Origin of the sequence: Actinoplanes sp. NPDC051633 (assembly GCF_040681735.1) — a bacterium.
Lineage (GTDB): Bacteria > Actinomycetota > Actinomycetes > Mycobacteriales > Micromonosporaceae > Actinoplanes.
In genome coordinates this window covers 1-2558 of record NZ_JBFAZH010001106.1, presented here as the reverse complement: position 1 = coordinate 2558, position 2558 = coordinate 1, and the positions used below count along the sequence as shown (strand labels likewise).

At 70.5% G+C, this 2558-nt stretch carries 3 protein-coding genes, 1 tRNA gene and 1 other RNA gene; 3 read left to right on the top strand and 2 right to left on the bottom strand.

Annotation, left to right across the window (positions count from 1 at the left end; genetic code table 11):
- A partial coding sequence (locus tag AB0M20_RS37605; protein WP_364305578.1) for a hypothetical protein occupies positions 1 to 356 on the top strand: 356 nt, incomplete at its 5' end.
- A gap of 27 nt (positions 357 to 383) precedes the next feature.
- Here the strand turns inward: AB0M20_RS37605 and AB0M20_RS37600 are convergent.
- Together AB0M20_RS37600 and AB0M20_RS37595 are read right to left on the bottom strand one after the other, a co-directional pair.
- The gene (locus tag AB0M20_RS37600; protein WP_364305577.1) at positions 384 to 614 is read right to left on the bottom strand and encodes a hypothetical protein; all 231 of its coding nucleotides are present in this window, start codon (positions 612 to 614) and stop codon (positions 384 to 386) included.
- Positions 615 to 685: 71 nt separating this feature from the next.
- Positions 686 to 773, bottom strand: a tRNA-Ser gene (locus AB0M20_RS37595).
- Between the two features lie 83 nt (positions 774 to 856).
- Here AB0M20_RS37595 and ffs point away from each other — a divergent pair.
- Positions 857 to 947, top strand: an RNA gene (gene ffs / locus AB0M20_RS37590) — signal recognition particle sRNA small type.
- Between the two features lie 75 nt (positions 948 to 1022).
- Positions 1023 to 2558, top strand: a 1536-nt coding sequence (locus AB0M20_RS37585; protein WP_364305575.1) for a DNA polymerase III subunit gamma and tau, incomplete at its 3' end; no start/stop codon positions are given.

Below are 2558 nucleotides of genomic sequence, written 5' to 3'. Positions count from 1 at the left end.
CCACGGGTTATCTCAGCGTTCCCTACGACTCGCCGGCCAACGTCCGGGCGGCGTGGCAGCCGAAGAACGCGGCCGCGGTGCAGCTCGTGGCGTGCGTCGACCTGGTCACGATCGGCGAGAAGGTCAAGAGCTGCAAGATCGACAAGCCCAAGCCGTCGTCGATCGTGATGAAGGAGGGCACCTACCGCGTGTCGCTCTACGAGGTGGCGACCCGGCGCAAGATCTTCGAGACCAAGATGGTCGGCGAGGACGAGACCTGCCCGATCTTCATCTTCATCGGCAAAGACCGGGCGGTCTACACCAGCCCCGAGGACGAACAGTTGGTCGACGCCCTGCGCCGGTTCGTCGAGGAGTAGCAGCGCCTACTCGGCCTCGTCCTCTGCCTACTCGGCCTCGTCCTCCTGGTGGACCGGCGAGGACGTCAGCAGCTCAAGCTCCCAGCGTGGGCTCAACCCGTCCTCGTCGGGCACCAGGTACGAGGTCACCCGTACCCCCAGGCCGAGCTGATCCGCCGCCCGCAAGTGCTCCACCACCTCGTCGACACCGGTGAGGTAGTGGGTGGCGATCAGCTCCGCGCCCGTCTCTTCTTCGATCTTCACGTCAGCATCGGTCACGCCGGCCAGCGTAGAGCGACAGAAGGCCGGCCCCGCGCGGCGGGTCCGGCCTTCAGGTGCTTGCTCAGTGCTGGCGGAGGATACGAGATTCGAACTCGTGAGGGTGTTAACCCAACACGCTTTCCAAGCGTGCGCCCTAGGCCACTAGGCGAATCCTCCGTCGGCCAGAATACAGAACCCGCGAAGCCGGTTTCGCGGGAGGGCTGCGCGGCGGCGGGTGCGCGTTGGGTACGCTACGAGCCAGCCCCTCGTGCGGCGTGCATCTCGTGAACCTCCCCAGGGCCGGAAGGCAGCAAGGATAAGCGGGCTCTGCCGGGTGCACGGGGGGTCCTTCCGTGTCCGGACCGTCGTTTGTTTCTGTCGTACCCCCGCAGGACAATGGCGCGGTCGTCCAGGAAGGGGCCAGGCGTGGCACTCGCGCTCTACCGCAAGTACCGTCCGCGGACCTTCGCCGAGGTCATCGGGCAGGAGCACGTCACCGAGCCGCTGTCGCAGGCGCTGCGCAGTGGGCGGCTGCACCACGCGTACCTCTTCTCCGGCCCGCGTGGCTGCGGCAAGACCTCCAGCGCGCGCATCCTGGCCCGCTCGCTCAACTGTGAGCAGGGTCCCACCCCCGACCCGTGCGGGGTCTGCGCGTCCTGCAAGTCGCTGGCCACCGACGGCACCGGCTCGATCGACGTCATCGAGATCGACGCGGCCAGCCACGGTGGTGTGGACGACGCCCGCGAGCTGCGGGAAAAGGCGTTCTTCGCGCCCGCGAGCAGCCGCTACAAGATCTACGTCATCGACGAGGCGCACATGGTCTCGTCGGCCGGCTTCAACGCGCTGCTCAAGCTGGTCGAGGAGCCGCCGGACTACGTCAAGTTCATCTTCGCCACGACCGAGCCGGAAAAGGTGCTCGGCACGATCCGGTCGCGGACCCATCACTACCCCTTCCGGCTGATTCCGCCGGCGGTTCTGAGGCCGTATCTCCAGACGCTCACCGAGGCCGAGGGCGTGCACGTCGAGCCGGCGGTGTTCCCGCTGGTCGTCAGGGCCGGCGGGGGGAGCGCGCGAGACACGCTGTCGGTGCTCGACCAGCTGATCGCGGGCGCCGGGCCCGAGGGTGTGTCGTATCCGCGGGCGGTCGCCCTGCTGGGCGTCACCGACGTCGCGCTGATCGACGAGATGTGCGACGCGCTGGCAGCGGGCGACGGCGCGGCGGCGTACCAGACGATCGACCGCGTCGCCGAGGCCGGCCACGACGCGCGGCGCTTCGCCTCCGACCTGCTCGAACGCTTCCGCGACCTGATCATCCTGCAGCAGGTGCCCGACGCGGTGACGAAGGGCCTGATCGACGGCCCGGCCGACCAGCTCGACGCGATGAACGCGCAGGCCACCCGACTCGGCCCGGCGATGCTGTCGCGGTGCGCGGACATCGTCCACAACGGCCTGGTGGAGATGCGCGGCACGACCGCGCCGAGGCTTCTGCTCGAGCTGATCACCGCGCGCATGCTGCTGCCGGGCGCGGACGACTCGTCGGGCGCGCTGCTCCAGCGGTTGGAGCGCATGGAGCGGCGGCTCACGCTCACCGATCCCAACGAGACCTTCGGGGTACGCCCTTCGGCCGTCACCGAGGCGGCCGCTTCGCCGGGCGCCCCGGGTAACGGCGGGTTGTCGGCGGCGCGGGCGGCGGCGGCCGCGGCGGGCCGTCGCGCGCCGGCCGGGGGGTTGGCCGGCGGTGGTTCGCGCGGCTCGGCGGCCGAGTCGCCGAGCGCGTCGCCCGAGTCGTCGGCGGTTCCCCGGGATGCCGACGGGCCGGAGGCTTCGCTCGTCTCGCGGGCGGGTGAGCAATCGACCTCGGCGGTGCGCGGCTCGGCGGATCAGGCGTCGGGCGGCGGACGAACGCCGGTTGACGCTCCTGGATCGGTGGCCGGCGGGCAGGCGGTGGCCGGCGGGCAGGCG